Origin of the sequence: Bradyrhizobium sp. Mp19, from assembly GCF_029952935.1 — a bacterium.
Taxonomy (GTDB): Bacteria; Pseudomonadota; Alphaproteobacteria; order Rhizobiales; family Xanthobacteraceae; genus Bradyrhizobium; species Bradyrhizobium elkanii.
Genome location: NZ_JASAUT010000027.1, coordinates 103,636 through 121,286 on the forward strand (window position 1 = coordinate 103,636; position 17,651 = coordinate 121,286).

18 protein-coding genes are annotated in these 17,651 nt (G+C 65.0%); 13 read left to right on the plus strand and 5 right to left on the minus strand.

The window, feature by feature from the left end; all coding sequences use genetic code 11:
• Window positions 1-50: 50 nt before the first annotated feature.
• Window positions 51-926, minus strand: a complete 876-nt coding sequence (locus tag QJT82_RS26615; protein WP_035633557.1) for an SDR family NAD(P)-dependent oxidoreductase — start codon at window positions 924-926, stop codon at window positions 51-53.
• 103 nt (window positions 927-1,029) lie between these two features.
• On the opposite strand from QJT82_RS26615, the gene QJT82_RS26620 reads away from it, so the two are divergent.
• From QJT82_RS26620 to QJT82_RS26630, 3 genes are all read left to right on the plus strand, one after another.
• Entirely contained in the window at window positions 1,030-2,253 is a 1,224-nt protein-coding gene (locus tag QJT82_RS26620; protein ID WP_028344379.1) for a Rieske 2Fe-2S domain-containing protein, read from the plus strand.
• A gap of 72 nt (window positions 2,254-2,325) precedes the next feature.
• Window positions 2,326-2,682: a non-heme iron oxygenase ferredoxin subunit gene (locus QJT82_RS26625; RefSeq protein ID WP_051448154.1), complete on the plus strand. Its 357-nt coding sequence runs from the start codon at window positions 2,326-2,328 to the stop codon at window positions 2,680-2,682.
• On the plus strand, window positions 2,679-3,917 hold the full coding sequence (locus tag QJT82_RS26630) for an FAD-dependent oxidoreductase (protein WP_028344380.1): 1,239 nt from the start codon (window positions 2,679-2,681) through the stop codon (window positions 3,915-3,917). Before QJT82_RS26625 ends, QJT82_RS26630 begins: the two co-directional genes overlap by 4 nt.
• Window positions 3,918-3,934: 17 nt before the next feature.
• On the opposite strand, the gene QJT82_RS26635 is transcribed toward QJT82_RS26630, so the two are convergent.
• Window positions 3,935-4,558 carry a MarR family winged helix-turn-helix transcriptional regulator gene (locus tag QJT82_RS26635; RefSeq protein ID WP_196238248.1) on the minus strand — a complete coding sequence of 208 codons (624 nt, stop codon included), beginning with the start codon at window positions 4,556-4,558 and terminating at the stop codon, window positions 3,935-3,937.
• A 184-nt stretch (window positions 4,559-4,742) separates the two neighbouring features.
• Between QJT82_RS26635 and QJT82_RS26640 the strand changes: the two genes are divergently transcribed.
• Entirely contained in the window at window positions 4,743-5,924 is a 1,182-nt protein-coding gene (locus QJT82_RS26640) for an ABC transporter substrate-binding protein (RefSeq protein ID WP_028344382.1), read from the plus strand.
• A 133-nt stretch (window positions 5,925-6,057) separates the two neighbouring features.
• Here the strand turns inward: QJT82_RS26640 and QJT82_RS26645 are convergent, their stop codons facing one another.
• The gene (locus tag QJT82_RS26645; RefSeq protein ID WP_028344383.1) at window positions 6,058-7,035 is read right to left on the minus strand and encodes a LysR family transcriptional regulator; all 978 of its coding nucleotides are present in this window, start codon (window positions 7,033-7,035) and stop codon (window positions 6,058-6,060) included.
• A 292-nt stretch (window positions 7,036-7,327) separates the two neighbouring features.
• On the opposite strand from QJT82_RS26645, the gene QJT82_RS26650 reads away from it, so the two are divergent.
• The 9 genes from QJT82_RS26650 (at window position 7,328) to QJT82_RS26690 (ending at window position 14,102) form a co-directional block, all read left to right on the plus strand.
• Window positions 7,328-8,497, plus strand: a complete 1,170-nt coding sequence (locus QJT82_RS26650) for an ABC transporter substrate-binding protein (RefSeq protein ID WP_245288919.1) — start codon at window positions 7,328-7,330, stop codon at window positions 8,495-8,497.
• The gene (locus QJT82_RS26655; RefSeq protein ID WP_259245056.1) at window positions 8,473-9,201 is read left to right on the plus strand and encodes a nitroreductase; all 729 of its coding nucleotides are present in this window, start codon (window positions 8,473-8,475) and stop codon (window positions 9,199-9,201) included. Before QJT82_RS26650 ends, QJT82_RS26655 begins: the two co-directional genes overlap by 25 nt.
• A gap of 13 nt (window positions 9,202-9,214) precedes the next feature.
• Window positions 9,215-9,754 (plus strand): DUF4863 family protein, encoded by a 540-nt coding sequence (locus QJT82_RS26660; RefSeq protein ID WP_028344386.1) that lies wholly within the window; start codon window positions 9,215-9,217, stop codon window positions 9,752-9,754.
• Window positions 9,755-9,793: 39 nt separating this feature from the next.
• Window positions 9,794-10,495, plus strand: coding sequence for a protocatechuate 3,4-dioxygenase subunit beta (gene pcaH, locus QJT82_RS26665; RefSeq protein ID WP_259245055.1), 702 nt, complete (start codon window positions 9,794-9,796; stop codon window positions 10,493-10,495).
• Window positions 10,496-11,098 (plus strand): protocatechuate 3,4-dioxygenase subunit alpha, encoded by a 603-nt coding sequence (pcaG, locus tag QJT82_RS26670; protein ID WP_028344905.1) that lies wholly within the window; start codon window positions 10,496-10,498, stop codon window positions 11,096-11,098. It abuts the gene before it with no gap.
• Window positions 11,099-11,240: 142 nt separating this feature from the next.
• Window positions 11,241-11,564 (plus strand): metalloregulator ArsR/SmtB family transcription factor, encoded by a 324-nt coding sequence (locus tag QJT82_RS26675; protein ID WP_028344906.1) that lies wholly within the window; start codon window positions 11,241-11,243, stop codon window positions 11,562-11,564.
• A gap of 11 nt (window positions 11,565-11,575) precedes the next feature.
• Window positions 11,576-12,040 carry an SRPBCC domain-containing protein gene (locus tag QJT82_RS26680; protein WP_028344907.1) on the plus strand — a complete coding sequence of 155 codons (465 nt, stop codon included), beginning with the start codon at window positions 11,576-11,578 and terminating at the stop codon, window positions 12,038-12,040.
• 21 nt (window positions 12,041-12,061) lie between these two features.
• Entirely contained in the window at window positions 12,062-12,916 is an 855-nt protein-coding gene (locus QJT82_RS26685) for a shikimate dehydrogenase (protein ID WP_028344908.1), read from the plus strand.
• A gap of 16 nt (window positions 12,917-12,932) precedes the next feature.
• Entirely contained in the window at window positions 12,933-14,102 is a 1,170-nt protein-coding gene (locus QJT82_RS26690; protein ID WP_028344909.1) for a Gfo/Idh/MocA family oxidoreductase, read from the plus strand.
• Between the two features lie 182 nt (window positions 14,103-14,284).
• On the opposite strand, the gene QJT82_RS26695 is transcribed toward QJT82_RS26690, so the two are convergent.
• Together QJT82_RS26695 and QJT82_RS26700 are read right to left on the minus strand one after the other, a co-directional pair.
• Window positions 14,285-15,595: an ABC transporter substrate-binding protein gene (locus QJT82_RS26695; protein ID WP_028344910.1), complete on the minus strand. Its 1,311-nt coding sequence runs from the start codon at window positions 15,593-15,595 to the stop codon at window positions 14,285-14,287.
• A 291-nt stretch (window positions 15,596-15,886) separates the two neighbouring features.
• The gene (locus QJT82_RS26700) at window positions 15,887-17,443 is read right to left on the minus strand and encodes an MDR family MFS transporter (protein WP_028344911.1); all 1,557 of its coding nucleotides are present in this window, start codon (window positions 17,441-17,443) and stop codon (window positions 15,887-15,889) included.
• Window positions 17,444-17,651 lie beyond the last annotated feature (208 nt).

Genomic DNA, 17,651 nt, shown 5'->3' on the forward strand with positions numbered 1-17,651 from the left:
GTCTCCGTGCGCGGCGACCACGCGATGCGTGCTCGCCCTCCGGGCCGATCTCAAGTCGTGACGCCTGGCTTGAACACGGCGAGCGGCGCGGGATCGCGGCTCGGCGGCGGCGGGACCTTGCCGTCGACATCGGTGAAGCCGTATTCGGCCGCCAGCTCCGAGGCGAGCACGATCTGGCCGCTCTTGGCCATCACGTCGGGATCGCCGGCGAGTGCCGCCACCGCGCGTCCGGCGAACACCGGGCTCTCGCCGCGCTCTGCAATCAGTTTGGCGAGCGCCGGCGGCACGCGATCGGGCTGTGCCGCCAGCTTCTCGCTCTTGATGTAGCCGGGCCAGATCGAGACGGCGGCAATGCCGAACGGCTGCAGCTCATGCGCCATGTCGCGCGCCATCCGGTCGACGCCTGATTTCTGCACGCCGAACGGAACGTTGAACGTGTATCTGACGCCACCGCCCGACGACGTGTTGACGATCAGGCCGCGCTTTTGCGGCAGCATCAGCGGCACGGCGAACTGGCTGGCGATGAAATGCGAGCGCAGCCCGACGCGATGCATGGAGTCCCATAGCGAGGCCGGCACCTGCCAGAACGGGACATTCACCGGCATCACATTCGGCGCCGCAAACACATTGTTGACGAGCACGTCGAGCCGGCCGTGGTCGCGCCGGATCAGATCGAAGATCTCCTGCACCGAGCCGTCGTCGGAGTGATCGCATAGCAGGCCGATGCCGCGGCCGCCGGCCTCGTCGATCGCGGCGATGGTCTCGTCGAGCGAACCCGGCCATTCCGATCCGCCACTGTTGCGCGTCCGCGCCGTCACGATCACCGTCGCGCCGGCCTCGGCAAGGCCGATCGCCACGCCCTTGCCGACCCCGCGGCTTCCTCCCGTCACCAGCGCGATGCGATCCTTGAGGCGTCCCTTGGTCATGATGTCTCCCAACATGGCTTCTTTGGAAGATAACTTGACAATAATCTTCCTAGGAAGATATTAAGCCCAGAACGGCAAAGGCGTCAATCAGGGAGGTTTCGCGATGGTCACGAGGGAAGAGAACGAATTGCTGTGCCGCGTCACGGGTGACGCGCCGATGGGACGGATGCTGCGGCAGCATTACTGGCTGCCGGCCGTTCTCTCGGTGCGCGTCCGCAAGGGAGAGGCACCGGTTCGCGTCAAGCTGTTCGGCCGCAACTTCGTGGCGTTCAGGGGCAAGGACGGTTCGGTCGGTTTCCTCGACGAAGCCTGTCCGCACCGCGGCGCGTCGCTGGCGCTGGCGCGGGTCGACGACTGTTCGCTGACCTGCCTGTTTCACGGCTGGAAGATCAATGCACAGGGCGAGGTGCTCGACGTTCCCAACGAGCCGAACAATCCAAAGGAATTCGCCAGGACCGTGAAAGCGAAAGCCTATCCGGTGCGCGAAGGCGCCGGGCTGATCTGGGTCTGGCTCGGCGAGGGTGCGGCGCCGCCCGCGCCCGACTTCGAGTGGATGGATCTGCCGCCGGATCAGGTTTACGCGGCCGGCATCGAGCTCAAAGCCAATTGGCTGCAGGGCGTCGAGGCCACCATCGATTCCTCGCACGTCGCGCTGTTGCACCAGAGCTGGACCGCGACGTCGTCGACCGACTTCGGCGCGACCCGCGTCAACACCGAAGTCGCTTACGAATTCGATAAGAAGTCCTATGGCTTCCGTGCCGCGGCGTTGCGCACCGCACCGGACGGATCATGCCTTGCCCGCGTCACCGAGTTCGTGATGCCCTACTATGGCCTGATCGCGCCGATCTTCTCCGGACCGCAGCAGGATCGCACCGCGATCATCGCGGTGCCGATCGACGACGAGAACCTGATCCAGTGGTACATCTTCTACAATCCCGAGAAGCCGGTGGATTCCTGGCGCAAGGTGCAGCGCGCCAACCAGTGGCCGATGGCCGGCGGCCTGCCGGGCGATCAAAGCAACAATTGGGGGCAGAACCGCCAGATCATGGATGCCGGCAACAGCACCGGCTTCCATGAGATCGTCATCGAGGATTTCGTTGTCATGGTCAGCATGGGGCCGATCGTCGACCGTTCGCAGGAATATCTCTGCTCGGCGGACCAGGCGATTGTTAGGGTGCGCCGCCAGCTGCTCGACGAGGTGCGCGGCTTCATGAACGGCAAGGCGCCGAAAAGCGGCCAGAGCGAAGCCATGTCCTACAAGGACATCCGCGCCGTCGGCGGCCGGCTCGCCTCCGCTGCCGAGGATTGGCGGCAGATTCCCCGCTGATCGGATCGTACGCGCAGGACGTGGGCAGCGTGCCCGCGTCCCGTCTCAGCTTCAGCGCAGGAGATTCACCTCATGACCTGGCACCATCTATGCGCCGCCGCGAAACTGTCGGAAGGGGAGCCGCTGGGCTTCAGGGTCGGCGAGCGTCGCGTTGCGCTTTACAAGGTCGACGACGACGTCTTCGCGACCGACGACGTCTGCTCGCACGCGTTCGCGCTGTTGTCGACAGGGTTTCTCGAAGGACATGTGATCGAATGCCCGCTGCACGGCGCGATGTTCGATGTCCGCGACGGCAAATGCCGGTCGAGCGCCTACAGCGATATCGAGGCGTTCGAGGTCGAGATCCGCGACGGCGAGGTCTATGTGCAGCTCGGCGGCGGCGCTGCCCTGGAAACTGCCGGTGATGGCGGTGCGGACGTCAAGCCGTGAGCGGCCTCGTCGTCATCGGCGCCTCCTATGCCGGCATTCAGGCGGCCCTCACCGCGCGTGCAGCCGGCTATGCCGAGCCGGTGACCGTGATCGCCGATGAGAGCGCGCTGCCGTATCAGCGGCCGCCGCTGTCAAAGGATTTTCTGCTCGACGAGGTCAGCGCGCAGGGTCTGCTGATGCACGACGAGGCTATTTTCTCCGACAACAGGATCGAGCTGTGTCTTGGCCACCGCGTTGTCGGGATCGATCGCGATGCCGGCCGGGTCGTGTTGGCCGACGGCGCGGTCCTCGACTTCGAGCGCCTCGTCATCGCCACCGGCTCGCGCGCGCGGAGGATCGCGGTCCGCGGCGCCGAACTCGACGGGGTCTGTTATCTCAGGTCGATCGCCGACGCGGTCGAGCTCAAGGCGCGGCTCGGCGAGGCCAGCGAGATCGCGATCGTCGGCGGCGGCTTCATCGGGCTCGAGGTAGCGTCCTCTGCGGCCAGGCTCGGCAAGAAGGTGACGGTGATCGAGGCCGCGTCGCGGTTGCTCGAGCGGGCGGTCTCTCCGGTGGTGTCGCGCGTCCTGCTCGATCGTCACGTTCGAGCGGGCGTTACGGTGAAGTTCGGCACGGCCGTCTCGGCAATGATTGGTGATGGCGGACGGGTTGCGGCGGTCGAGCTGAACGGAGGCGTGCGTCTCGGCGCCGATCTCGTCGTGGTCGGCATTGGCGGCATCGCCAATGATGAACTCGCCGTTGCCGCGGGGCTCGATTGCGTCAATGGCATTGTGGTGGATGAGCACGGCCGGACGGCATGCCCGGGCATCTACGCCGCCGGCGACTGCGCCAATCACTACAGCCGCTTCGCGGGCGGATGGATCAGGCTGGAGTCGGTTCAGCACGCGCAGGATCAGGGACGGTCCGCGGGGCTTGCGATCGCGGAAAGCCATGAGCCCTATGACAGCGTGCCGCGGTTCTGGTCGGATCAACACGATCTCAAGCTTCAGATCGTCGGGCACTCGGCGCGCAGCGACCGGATCGTGATCCGCGGCGCGATCGAAGCCGGCCGGTTCTCTGTGTTCAACTACCGGCAGGGCAAGCTCGTCGCAGTCGACAGCATCAACCATCCCGGCGACCAGATAGTGGCGCGGCGGCTGATCGCGGCGGGCATTTCGCCGACGCCGGAGCAGGCAGCAGACAGCTCATGCGATCTCAAGTCGCTGCTGAAGGCCGGTAACAAGGCTGTCGCATGAAGTTGCCGGCGGCAGGGCTAATCCGCCGCCGCAAGCCGGCCGGATTTCTTCGGTGCTTTCACGGCTCTGACCGCGAGCAGCTTGCGCAGGCAGCGGTCCAGCATGGCGAGCTCTGCCTTGGTCAGTCCGCTCGCCTCGGTCACGCCCTCGACAACCCTCGCCACCTCGGCAATGCCGCGGTCGGCGGTTGCAAGACCCTTGGCGGTGAGACGGACCAGTTCCGAACGGCCGTCGTCGCTGGCCGAAACGCGCAGGACGAAGCCGCCTTCCTGGAGCCGGGCCACGCGCTTGGTCATGGCACCCGACGTGACGAGGAGGGCGCGGAACAGGTCGGTCGGGCGCAACTCATACGGCTTGCCCGAGCGCCGGAGCGCCAGCAGGACGTAGAGCTCGCCGGTTTGCAGGCCGACGGCCTTCGCTATGTCCTGCAGGCGCATTTCGTGCAGCTGGTTGACGCGCTCCAGCCGTAGCAAGGTGCAGGCCGCGGCAAGATCGAGGTCGGGGCGCTGCGCGAGCCAGGCCGCCTCGATGTCGTCGTAAAGGGTGCTGTCGGGCGTAGGCGGCTGCTTGATCGCAGCTTCGGCGCGGCGTGACACGCTGCTCTTCTTCATTCCCTTCCAGTCCCCTTCGTCCTGCGCCAAGGGCGCCGGCACCATGCATCGCAGCAATCTAACACCGTCGAATTGGCGTGTCGCCTCGCAAGTTCTTGCGATTGCCTTACACAAGCGCATCGCTCCGCGGAGCGGCCATTTGCCGCTCTTCGTCGAGGGTTGACAATTATCTTCCTAGGAAGAATATTCCGGGTAAGAAACAGGGGAGGAGCACATGCGCGGACTTCGCGCTGTCATATCCGCGGCCTTGGTTGCGGCCTGCGGCTCGGCCGGCGCTGCAGAGACCGAATTGATCCTTGGCCAGACCATGCCCTATAGCGGGCCGGCGTCGGCCCTGAGCGCGGTCGGCAAGGTGCAGACCCGCTACTTCCAGATGATCAACGATCGCGGCGGCATCAATGGCCACAAGGTCAAGCTGATCTCGCTCGACGACGGCTACAGCCCGCCGAAGGCGGTGGAGCAGACGCGCAGGCTGATCGAGAATGACGAGGCGGTCGCGATCTTCGGCAGCATGGGAACGGCGCAGAACGCCGCGGTGCAGAAATATCTCAACGCCAAGAAGATCCCTCAGCTGTTCGTGTTCGCGGCCAGCGAACGCTTTGCCGACCCGAAGACCAGTCCCTACACGATCTCGGGGATGACGTTGTTCAGCACCGAGGCTGCGATCTATGCGCGGCTGGTGGCCGAGCACACGCCCGGTGCGCGCGTCGCCGTGTTGTACCAGAACGACGACTACGGCCGCGAATATCTCCGCAGCTTCAAGGCCGAACTGGCCCGCCTCGATCCCAAGGCCGAGATTGTCGCGGCGTCGCCCTACGAAGTCACGTCGCCCACGGTCGATTCGCAGATCGTGGCGCTGGCGAGCACCAATGCCAACGTCTTTCTCAATGCGTCGACCGGCAAATTCACATCGCAGGCGATCCGCAAGGCGGGCGAGCTCGGCTGGCGCGCGCAGCAGTTCCTCCCGATCGGCAGCAACTTCGTGCCGACGATCCTCAAGCCTGCCGGCCTCGACAACGCCAGGGGAGCGATCTCGGCGACGCCGACCAAGTCGGTCGGCGATCCCGAATGGGCCAACGATCCCGCCTATCTGGAATGGTTGGCCTTCATGAAAAAATACTATCCCGAGGGCGATATCGAGGATCAGCTCAACTTCACCGGATGGAACGTCGCTGTGCTCATGACCAAGGTCATCGAGGCCTGCGGCGATGATCTGTCCCGGCAGAACATCATGAAGCAGGCCACCGCGCTGAAAAACCTGGCGCTGCCGGGCCTGATCCCGGGCATCACCGTCAACACCAGCCCGGATGATTATCGCCTGATCACGTCGCTGCGGCCGCAGCGTTTCGACGGCGAGCGCTGGGTTCCGATGTCCGGTACCATGGCCGCGCAATGAAGGCCGCGAATTGTGGTGAAGCGTGGCCAGCCGCTAGAGCATGATCCGGAAAAGTGCGAAGCGGTTTTCCGAAAGATCATGCTCAAACAACAAGCTAGAGCGCGATGATGATTCACTCCAATCTCATCGCGCTTTAGCGGCCGCGCCTGAGTTCTTCGGTGGCGCGCCGGAGCACCTCGTGAAGCCATTCGTGCGAAGGCTCGTCCTCGACGCGTTCGTGCCAGAGCAGCCGAACCTCCACCGGCGTCGTGGTGTAAGGCAGTTCGTAGGTCGTGATCGCATGCGCCTGCTCGAGCGCACGCGCCAGCGGCCGCGGGACGATGGCAGCAAGTTCGGAATCGATCAGCAGTGCGGGCAGGGCAAGGAAGTGCGGCAGCGAGACCGCGATCCGTGGCGGCCGGTCGCTGTCGGACAGCGCCCGTTCGAGCGCGGGGCGGTCGTACATCTCCGAACGCCTGGCGAGCCCGCGCTCGGAGATGAAGCCGCCGATCGCGCCCTCCTGCTCGCCGCCAAAGGACACCACGACCAGCGGCAAGGTCGCGAGCTTTGCCTTGTCGAGCCGGCCAAGCTTGCGTTTCTTGCCGACAATCAGCACGTCGTCATATTCGAACAGCAGTGCCGTGCGGAAGCGGCTCGGCGGCGACGAGAACACGCCGATCGCAACGTCGATGCGGCCGAGGTCGATCTGCTCGGCAAGATCGATCCGCGTCACCGGCTTGATGGTGAGGTCGATCGCCGGAGCTTCCCGACCCAGGATCTTCAGCAGCGGCGGCGCCAGCACCATCGTCGTGAAGTCGTTGGCGGCCAGCGTGAACGGTTTTGTGGAGGCCGCCGGCGCGAAGGTCGGCAGCTCGACCGCGGCCTCCAGCGATCGCAGCGCCTGGCGGACCTGCGGCGCCATCGTCAACGCGCGCGCCGTCGGCTGCATGCCGGTGGCCGTGCGCACGAACAGGTCGTCGTCCAGCATTTCGCGCAGTCGCGCCAGCGAGTGGCTGACGGCGGACTGGCTCAGCGCGACCTTCTGGCTGGCCCGCAGCACGCTGCGCTCCTCCATGACTGCGTCGAACACCTTGAGCAGATTGAGATCCAGGGTCTTGAAGGAAACGGACACGCTGCGAGTCCTGTCTGTAGCGGATCGCTCGCCTCGGCAAAATTCCACGATCGACGGCAGTTAAGGCCAGCCGTCTGGCGGATGCAACCGAGCGGATTCTCCACGAGCGTATTGCCGTGTCGTCACCACCAGCCATCTGAAGCCGGTTCAGGATCACTCTGCAAGACTTTCACTTCCGCAACGCGGCGTTCTGGCCAAGATTGCCGGCACCGGGTTGGGAGGAGAAAAAGCGATGAAGGCCTGGGTGATGTCGGCCCGAAGTGGCGCGCGTAAATCGATCGGACTGGCGTTGATGCTGGTGGCGACAGGGACGTCGGCGATTGCACAGAGCGGGCCGGTCAGGCTCGGCGTGCTGACCGACATGTCGTCGCTCTACGCCGACAATGGCGGCCAGGGCTCGGTGGTCGCGGCGCAGATGGCGGTGGACGATTTCAAGGGCAAGGTGCTGGGCCGTCCGATCGAGATCGTCGGCGGCGATCACCAGAACAAGGCGGATATCGGCTCGGCGATTGCCCGGCGCTGGCTGGAGAACGACAATGTTGAGGCCATCCTCGACGTCCCGAATTCCGCGGTCGCACTGGCGGTGCAGGGCATCACGCGCGACAAGAAGAAGCTGTTCCTCGCCACCGGCGCGGCAACGTCCCGGCTGACCGGCGACGAGTGCTCGCCGACCGGCATTCACTGGACCTACGATACTTACGCGCTGTCGCAGGGAACGACGAAGGCGATTTCGCGCCTCGGCGCCAGGTCCTGGTTCTTTCTTTCGGCCGACTACTCGCTCGGTGCGCAGCTCGAGGCCGACAGCCGCAAGGTGATCGACGCCACCGGCGGCAGGGTCGTCGGCGCCGTGAAACACCCGATCAACACGCCCGACTTCTCGTCCTTCCTGCTGCAGGCGCAAGCTTCCAAAGCGGACGTGATCGCGCTCGCCGATGCCGGCGGCGACTTCATCAACGCCGTGAAGCAGGCCGGCGAGTTCGGCGTGACGCGCGGGCAGAAGCTTGCCGGCCTGATCGTCTTCATCGCCGACATTCACAGCCTCGGGCTGCAGAGCGCGCAAGGCCTGATGCTGAGCTCGGCGTTCTACTGGGACCTCAACGACGAGACGCGCGCGTGGTCGAAGCGCTTCATCGAGAAGACGAAGAAGGTGCCCACCATGATCCACGCCGGCACCTATGGTGCGGTCATGCACTACCTCAAGGCGGTCGAAGCCGCCGGCACGCTCGATGGGCCGACTGTCGCCGCCAAGATGCGCGAATTGCCGGTCAACGATTTCATGACCCGCAACGGCAGGATCCGTCCGGACGGCCGGCTGGTCCGCGACATGTATCTGTTCCGCGTCAAGTCGCCGGAGGAGTCGAAATACCAGTTCGACTACTACCAGCTGCTGGCCACGATCCCGGGGGAAGAGGCCTTCAGACCGATGGAGGACGGCGGATGCTCGCTCGTGAAGAAGTCGTGATCGACCGGGACGCGGCGTGCGGAGTTGCGCGCAACCCGATCGACGAGGTGATCGCCGGCCGGCTGTCGTGCCGCGAGTTCTCCGGCAGTCCGGTCTCGCGCTGGACGGTCGAGCAGATCCTGCGCGTGGCGCGGTTCGCGCCGAGCGGCGCGAACATCCAGCCCTGGCACGTCTACGTGCTCGCCGGCGCCGCCAAAACCGAGGTGTCGGCTGCGCTTCTGCATGCCTACGAGAACGAGCCGAGCGAGCACGTCTCCGAATATCAATACTACGCCAGCGCGTTCCCCGAACCGTATCTCGGTCGTCGCCAGGAGTTCGGGCGATTGTTCTATGACTCGCTCGGGATCGCGCAAAGCGACGCAGCGGCGAGGAGCCGGCAGACCGCAAAGAACTTCATGTTCTTCGGCGCGCCGGTTGGATTGATCGTCACCATCGATCGGCGCCTGGCGATGGGAAGCTGGCTCGATCTCGGCATGTTCATCCAGAACGTGATGCTGGCGGCGGTCGGACGCGGGCTGCAATCCTGTCCGCAGGAAACCTTCGCCAGATTCCACCGGATCTTGCGTCCGCTGTTGTCGATCCCCGCCGAGCAGATGGTGGCCTGCGGGATCTCGATGGGCCACCCCAGGGAGCGGTCGCGCACGCGGCTGATGCCGCGCGCGGAACTGGAGGCATTCGCCTCCTTCAAGGGTTTCGAGGATTAGACAGGAGAAAGTCATGGGAAGCCGTGAACAGCTTATCGAACGCAGCATTCCGTTTCTGCGTGAGGTCAAGGACATGACACCGAGCGCGGCGATGGAGCGATGGCTCAACGAGACCTATGGAGAGGACAGCGCGCTGTACCAGGATCTGGCCCGCCTCATCAAAATGGGAGTCGAGGAGGGCTGGGCCGCAAACCAGGAGGTGGAAGGCCCGAACTATCGGCGCAGCCGCATCCTCGAGCCGGTCCCCGAGACGTTCCAGTTCAGCATCACCGCGGTCTACATGAACAGCACCGATCCGCGCCGCTTCAAGGACGAGGACGATCACGACGTGCTGCGCGGGCAATATCACGGCCATCCCTATGGCGAGCTCAACCTCGTCGTTCCCCTCGACAAGGGCGCCCAGCTGAAGGGATTGCAGGGCTGGCAGGGGCCGGGCTGGACGGCGCCGGATCCCGGCAGCCGGCATTATCCGGAGGTCAGGGGCGGCGCAGTCATCGCGCTGTTCTATCTGCCGGCCGGGCGCATCTCCTACGATTTCAAGGCGCCGGCCTGATATCCGGCGCGGGCGGGAATCCGGTCTGGAGAAAGCAACATGACGTTGATCTACCCGATCACTTCGAACAGCGTCCATCCCGCGCGTCTGTCGCCTGCGTACCGCAGCGCGACTAGGCGCGCGCCCACGAAGCCGCTGATCCCGATGCGGCACACGCTCTCGGAGCTGACCGGGCCGGTCTACGGTCATGAGACGGTGCGCGCGCACGACAACGACCTCACCATCCAGGCCAAGGGCGAGCCGCTCGGCGAGCGCATCATCGTGCACGGCTATGTGCTCGACGAGGACGGCCGCGGCGTGCCCAACACCTTGGTCGAGCTGTGGCAGGCCAATGCCTGCGGCCGCTACATCCATGTCGTCGACCAGCACCCGGCGCCGCTCGATCCCAACTTCACCGGCGCCGGCCGCACGCAATCCGATGCCAAGGGCTATTACAAGTTCATCACCATCAAGCCCGGCGCCTATCCCTGGGGCAATCACCACAATGCCTGGCGACCCGCGCATATCCACTTCTCGGTGTTCGGGCACTCCTTCGTCTCGCGGCTGGTGACCCAGATGTATTTCCCCGGCGACCCGCTGTTCCCGTTCGACCCGATCTTCAACTCGGTGACGGATGAGAAGGCGCGGGCGCGGATGATCTCCGCCTTCGATCTCGAGAACACCAAGCCGGAATGGGCGCTGTGCTACCGCTTCGATATCGTGCTGCGCGGGCAGAGTGCCACGCCGATGGAGACCAGGTAAGTGTCGAACCCGCGTCCTGATGGAATCACGCCCTCGCAGACCGTCGGTCCCTATTTCAAGTATGGCCTGACGCCGAACGGCGAGTATGAGTGGAACGACGCCTTCACCAACAATTTGCTGACGGGCGACGTCTCGGGCGAGCGCATCCGCGTCGAGGGCAAGGTCTATGACGGCGACGGCGCCGTGATCCCGGACTGCATGCTGGAGATCTGGCAGGCCGATGCGCAGGGCCGCTTCTCGGATCCGCAGGATGCGCGCGCGTTGCCGAACTCAAGCTTCAAGGGCTTTGGCCGCTGCGGCACCGACAAGAGCGGTGGTTATGCATTCGACACCATCAAGCCGGGCTCAGTGCCGGATGCCGACGGCAAGCCGCAGGCGCCGCATATTCTGCTCGCGGTGTTCGCGCGCGGCATGCTGCTGCATCTCTACACCCGGATCTATTTCGACGGCGAAGCCGGCAACGCCGCCGATTCCACGCTGGCGCTGGTGCCGGCCGATCGCCGCCCGACCTTGATCGCGCAGCGCAAGGCCGGCGCGGGCAACGTCTACACCTTCGACGTCCATCTGCAGGGCGACAGCGAGACCGTGTTCTTCGACGTCTAGCTGCGCGCCGCGAACGGCGCGCAATTCCAGCATTGAAGGCACGACCGGAATCCGCTGCGGCGCGTTCGCCGCAGCGGATTTCGCTTGACCATGCGTCATCGGTTATATAACACATACGTTATATAACCGAACGAGATCAAGCATGGCCAACCTCGATGCCGCCTTTTCCGCGCTCGCCGACCCGACTCGCCGGGCGATCCTGGCGCGTCTCGCGCTGGGCGAGGCAACTGTGATGGAACTGGTCGAGCCGTTCGACATGACCCAGCCCGCGATTTCCCGCCATCTCAAGGTGCTCGAGGGCGCGGGCCTGATCGTCCGGCGCATCGAGGGCACCAAGCGGCCGTGCCGGCTGGCGCCATCAGCGGTTGCCGAGATCGATCAATGGCTCGGCATGCTGCGCCGCGCGCTGGAAACCAATTACGACCGGCTGGACGGCGTGCTGGCCGCAATGAAGCCTGAGCAGTGAAGGGTATCCCCATGAGCAAGTTGACGCTGAAGACCGAAGGCGACCGCTATGTCGTCGTGACCAGGCGCTTCGTCGCGCCGCCCGAGGCGGTGTATCGCGCGCATACCGAGCCGGAGCTGTTGCAGAAATGGCTGCTCGGTCCCGACGGCTGGACCATGCCGGTCTGCATCAGCGAGGCGAAGCCCGGCGGCCGGATTCGCTACGAATGGACCGACGGCAAGGGCGGCGGCTTCCATCTGACCGGCGAATATCTCGCACTCGAGCCGTTCAGCCGCATCGTGCATGTCGAGCGCATGCATCTGCCGGATCCGACGCCGGACAATCACGTCGAGACGCGCTTCGCGCCCGACGGCGACGGCACCTTGATGACGATGCGGATGACGCTGCCGGATGCCGAAACGCGCGCGGCGATGCTCGCGACTGGCATGGAGCACGGCATGGAAGACAGCTATGCTCGGCTCGACCGCATGAGCTGAACGTGACTGACGTGAGGGACAATGCGCGACCGTTTCCTGACGGGCCTGATTGGCTATCCGATCGCGCATTCGGCGGCGCCTGCGATGCACGAAGCAGCCGCTGCAGCGCTCGGCGTCCGCTGTCACTACCAGCTGATCGAGGTCGAGGGCGCCGGCCGCGACGATCTGCGTGCGATGCTTGAGGGCATCAGGCGGCTCGGCTTTGCCGGCGTCAACGTCACCTTTCCCTACAAGGAGGCGGTCGTCGAACTGCTCGACGACCTCGCACCCGATGCGCGCGCGATCGGCGCGGTCAACACCATCGTCGCCGATGGTGCGCGGCTGGTCGGGCACAACACCGACGCGTCAGGTTTTGTGCGTGCGATCGCGCCGCTGCTTGCATCAGCGCCGCGCGGCCCGATCGCGCTGATCGGTGCCGGCGGCGTCGGCAAGGCGATCGCCTTCGCGCTCGCCGGCCTCGGCGTCGGTGAACTCCGCGTCTTCGACGCCGATGCCGCGAAGGTCGCGCGGCTGGCCGGTCAGTTGGCCGGCCGTCATGCGGTCCGTGGTGTCGCCAGCGTCGAGGGCGCGGTCGACGGCGCGACCGGCGTCGTCAATGCAACGCCGTTCGGCATGCTGCCGAACCGCGACAGTCCCGTGCCGGAGAGCTTGTTGCATTCGTCGATGTGGGTCGCCGACGCCGTCTATACGCCGCTGTGGACGCCGTTGCTGTTGGCGGCCAAGGCAAAGGGCGCCAAAGTCCTGACCGGGCGCGATCTCGCGATCTACGCAGCAGCGGACGCGTTCGAATTGTTCACGACGATGATGCCTTCGACTGATGTCATGGCAAATGCGTTCGACGCGGTGATGGCCGCACGCTACTCTCCGCCCGCCTGAAGGGCGGAGACATCAAATGACAAAAATCAGGATCGGGCTGGCCGGCTGCGGCTTCGTGTCGGAGCTGCACATGGTTGCCTACCGGCGCGTCTATGGCGTCGACGTCGAGGTGAGGGCGGTCGCGGCGCGCGGCGATCATGTCAATGCGTTCGCCCGCAAGCACGCAATCCCGAATGCCTGTCGCAGCTTTGCCGAGCTGATCGCCGACGCTGATATCGACGTCATCGACATCTGCACGCCGCCCAATCTGCATGCTGGGATGATCGTCGAGGCGATGCAGGCCGGCAAGCACGTGATCTGCGAGAAGCCGTTCAGCGGTTATTTCGGCCGCGACGGCGACAAGGCGCCGATCGGCAAGCATGTGCCCAAAGCGCTGATGTACCAGCGGGTGATGGAGGAGATGGAGGTGACCCGTGCCGCGATCGAGCGAAGCGGACAACTCTTCATGTATGCCGAGGACTGGATCTACGCGCCGGCGGTGACCAAGACCGCGGAGATCATCCGCGCCACCGGCGACAAGATCCTGTTCATGAAGGGCGAGGAGAGCCATTCCGGCTCGCATGCGGCGCATGCCGCCGAGTGGGCGATGACCGGCGGCGGCTCGCTGATCCGGATGGGCTGTCATCCCCTGTCGGCGGTGCTCTATCTCAAGCAGGTCGAGGCGAAAGCGCGCGGCGAGACCATCGCGGTCGCCAGCGTCACCTGCGACGTCGGCAATGTCACCGCCGGCCTTAAATCCGAAGAGCGCGCCTACATCAAGGCCAATCCCGTCGATGTCGAGGATTGGGGCACGCTGACCGCAACTTTCTCCGACGGCACCAAGGCCACGGTGTTTTCGGGCGACATGATCATGGGCGGCGTACGCAACCTGGTCGAGACCTACACGAGCGGCGGCTCGCTGTTCGCCAACATCACCCCCAACACGCATCTGATGAGCTACCAGACCTCCGAGGAGAAGCTCGCCTCGGTCTACATCACCGAAAAGGTCGATCGCAAAACCGGCTGGCAATATGTCTGCCTCGAGGAGGAATGGACCCGCGGCTACCTGCAGGAGATCCAGGACTTCATGGAATGCGTGACGACTGGGCGGCAGCCGCTCGCCGATCTCGCGCTGGCGTATGAGACGACCAGGGTGAACTACGCCGGCTACTGGGCGGCGGATGAGGGCAGGCGGGTGGTGCTGTAGGTTGCCCGCAACAGCGAGATCGTGTGTGCCACGCTAGACCCGTCATCCTGAGGTGCGAGCGGAGCGAGCCTCGAAGGATGCACGGCCCGGCCGGTGGCCGTCGATCCTTCGAGACGCCCGCAAGTGCGGGCTCCTCAGGATGACGGAGATAGTTGCCGGCCAGCCGCGATAAGGATCGACTCCTACGCCGCGTACACCGAGCCCTTCGGCAGCGGGAACACCGGGTCCTGCGTGCGGATATTGGTCGGCCACACCACGGTGATGCGCTCGCCGGCGTTCTGCATCACGACCGGCGTCGAGCGCTCGTTCTGGCCGGACAGCGGCGTGCCCGGCGGATAGAACTTCACGCCATAGCCCTGGATGGTGCCGCCTGCGGGGATGTCGACGTCGAGCGCCGCCTTGCGGATCGCCTCGGGATCGAAGCCGCCATACTTGTCCTTGGCGACCGGCAGCACATTGTTGAGCAGGATCCAGGTCTGGTTGAAGCCCATCGAGCAGTGCGGCGGCACTTCGGTCGCATTGGTCTTCTCGCGGTAGCGCGCGACCATGGTCTTGGTGAGGTCGCCGACGCCGGGTGCGAGCTTGGCCGGATCGAGCAGCTGCGCCGGCACTGGGTCGATGTTGCAGAAATTGTCGATGTCGGCGCCGAAGGTCGCGCGCAGCTTGTCGAGCTGGCTGTAGCCGGCGCCGGCGCCGAACAGCATCTTGAACTTCAGCCCGCTCTCGCGCGCCTGGCGCAGGAACAGCGTGATGTCGGGATTGTAGCCGGCATGCGAGATCACGTCGGCCTTGGCGCGCTTCAGCTTGGTGACCAGCACCGAGAGATCGGGCGCGGAAGCCGAATAGCCCTCCTTCAGCACGACCTGAAGCCCGACCTCCTTGGCGAAGGCCTCGTCGGCGGCGGCGACGCCGACGCCATAGGGCCCGTCCTCGTGGATCAGCGCCACCTTGACGTCCTTCGGCTCCATGCCGAGCTTGGCCTTGGCGTGCTCATTGATGAAGCTCGCGAAGGCCTGGCCGTATTGGTCGGAATGGATCTGCGCGCGGAACACGTATTGCAGGTTCTTGTCCTTGAACACGGCGGTCGAGACCGCGGTCGTGATCCACAGGATCCGCTTCTGCTGCTCGACCTTGGCGGCGAGCGGCACCGCGTGGGAGCTTGCGAACACGCCGTTGAGAATGTCGACCTTCTCCTGGTCGATCAGGCGATTGGCCTCGTTGATCGCGACATCGGGCTTGCTCTGGGAATCGACGTTGACCGGCGCGATCTTGTACTTGCCGCCGACGCCGCCCTTCTCGTTGACGAGGTCGATCGCGATCTGGGTGCCGATCGAGGAGGCGACCGAGCCGCCGGCGGCGAACGGGCCGGTCAGGTCGTAGATCACACCGATCCGGACCGTTTCGGCCTGCGCCTGCGCCCGTGTCCAATCCAAGCTGAAAGCAGCGGCGGCAGCCGCTGAAGTCTTCAGCAGCGTCCTGCGTGAAGTCGGCATCGCGTCCTCCCCTGAAACCGTCAGTTGTGTGACGGGTCTTGCTTGTTTTCGCGGAGTATTGGGAGGCGAGGTCGGAAAGTCAACGCGGCTTGCGGCTGCGGCGTCTTGCGCTTTAGGAGGGTTGGCCGCAACAAAGACTGTCGTCGCCCGGCTCGACCGGGCGACCCAGTATTCAAGAGGCCGCAGTGCTTGAGCCGATAGGCCGCGGCGTACTGGATCGCCCGGTCAAGCCGGACGATGACACCGATAAAGCGGTGAGGGGCGCGCTATCGGACACAGAGACGTTGAAACCTACTCCATCATCGCGGCATGGTCCGACGGCGCGGACTGCGAGCGCAGCGTGGCCTTGGTCGAGCCGATCATCAGCGCGAGCGGGATCGAGACCAGGATGAACAGCATCACCAGCTGGTAGTCGTGCGAGAACGCGATGATCTGCGACTGCGCCGCCACCATCTTGTCGGCCATCGCGCGGCCGGCATCGGTGTTGAGGTTGATCATGCCTGACACGTCGGGCATCTGCAGCGCGTGGTTGAACGGATTGATCTGCTCCGACAGCTTTGCGTAGATCCGCCGTCCGCCTTCCGTCAGCTGCGCGATCACGATCGAGATGCCGACCGAGCTTGCGACGTTGCGCAGCAGCGTCAGCATCGAGGTGCCGTCGGTGCGCAGATGGTTGGGCAGCGACATGAACGCCACCGTCGACAGCGGCACGAACACGAGGCCGAAGCCAAAGCCCTGGACGACGCTGACGACGATGATCTCGTTGGCCTGCGTCATGTCGGTCCAGCCGGTCATCTGGAACAGCGAGGCCGCGGTCAGCGCCAGGCCGGAGATGATCAGCGTGCGCGCCTCGATGTAGCGCATCATGCGGCCGACCAGCATCATCGCGACGAAGGTGCCGGCGCCGCGGGTCGCCAACAACAGGCCCGCGGTGATGATCGGGTAGCCGACCACGTTCTGCAGATAGGGCGAGGACAGCGCCATGGTCGAATACAGCACGAGGCCCATGACAGTCATGAACACGCAGCCGCCGAGGAAGTTCTTGTCCTTGAACAGCGCGAACTGGATGAAAGGCCGGCTGGTCGTCAGCGAATGGGCGAAGAAATAGTAGAAGCCGACCGCGGAGACGATGAATTCGATCATGATCTCGTTGGATTCAAGCCAGCCGAGCTGCTCGCCGCGGTCGAGCGCGAGCTGCAGCGAACCGATCGCGACCGCGAGCGCACCGAACCCGAACCAGTCGAAGCGCAGATTGAGGTCCTGCTTGGTTTCGTCCATGAAGACCGCAAGGCCGAGCACGGTGATCGCGCCGAACGGCAAATTGACGAAGAACACCCAGTGCCAGGAATAGGTCTCGGTCAGCCAGGCGCCGAGCGAGGGCCCCATGATCGGGCCCATCATCACGCCCATACCCCAGATCGACATCGCTTTGGCACGCTCATGCAGCGCGTAGGAGTCGAGCATCACGGCCTGCGACAGCGGCACCAGCGCCGCGCCGAACACGCCCTGCAGCAGGCGGAACAGCACCATCTGGTTGATGTCCTGCGCCAGGCCGCAGAACACCGAGGCGACCGTGAAGCCGGCCGAGCAGATGATGAAGATGCGCTTCCGGCCATAGCGGTTGGCGATCCAGCCGACCGGCGCGGTCATGATCGCGGCCGCGACGATGTAGGAGGTCAGCACCCAGTTGATCTGGTCCTGCGAGGCCGACAGCGAGCCCTGCATATAGGGCAGCGCAACGTTGGCGATCGTGGTGTCGAGCGCCTGCATGATCGTCGCGGTCATCGCGCAGATCGTCACCATGTTCCGGCGCATGCCGGGCACGGCTGATGGTGACGGTGCATTCATTCAGGTCGGTCCTGTTCGAGCGTTGGAGTCACCTCTCCCGCTTGCGGGGAGGTCGGCGCGTAGCGCCGGGTGGGGGCTCTCTCCACAACATGACTCGTGGAGAAAGCCCCCACCCCGGCCCTCCCCCGCAAGCGAGGGCTTTGCGCAATCGGGCGTGCGCGGGTGGAGGCCAGTGTCAGGCATTTTTTTGCGTGGCTTCTGGGGGCGC